The sequence below is a fragment of the Bartonella massiliensis genome (assembly GCF_902150025.1).
Classification (GTDB): domain Bacteria; phylum Pseudomonadota; class Alphaproteobacteria; order Rhizobiales; family Rhizobiaceae; genus Bartonella; species Bartonella massiliensis.
Map to the genome: position 1 here is coordinate 1 of NZ_CABFVS010000089.1, position 556 is coordinate 556.

Sequence of the window (556 nt, forward strand, 5' to 3'; positions counted from 1 at the left end):
GGCATTCCCAAAAACAGAGCCATAAATTTCAGCACAACCACCCACCAAAGCACCGCCATAGACCTTGCCATATATTTTTGCACGACCATTAATAAGGGCATAATTATAAACCTCGGCATAGCTATGAATACGAGCCGAGCCAGCAACAATGGCACGACCATAGACCCTTGCATAATTAAAAACCGTAGCATCATAAGAAACATGAGCATGATCATGAATATGAGCATCAGCAAAAACGCAAGCACCCCCACTGACATGGGCATACCCATAAACATTGCCATAAACACGGGCATTGCCATAGACACAAGCATGGTCATAAACCCTTGCATATTGAGAAATGAAAGCCTTGCCATAGATTTCACAATTCCCATAGACTTGACCACACACTTGAGAAAAATGACGTATTTTTGCATTGTTATAGACATGGGCATAGCCATACACACAAGCATTATCATAAACCCAGCAATTGCCATCATGGGATAGATTAGCTTCCTTTTCAATAAAGCCGCCTAGAGAACCGGCTTTAACATCATCAAAATCTTTTAAAGCACGAATG

General features: G+C 41.5%; 1 protein-coding gene. It reads right to left on the reverse strand.

Annotated elements, in window-relative coordinates; all coding sequences use genetic code 11:
• Positions 1-556, reverse strand: a 556-nt coding sequence (locus tag FNZ60_RS09530; protein WP_142417302.1) for a hypothetical protein, incomplete at both ends; no start/stop codon positions are given.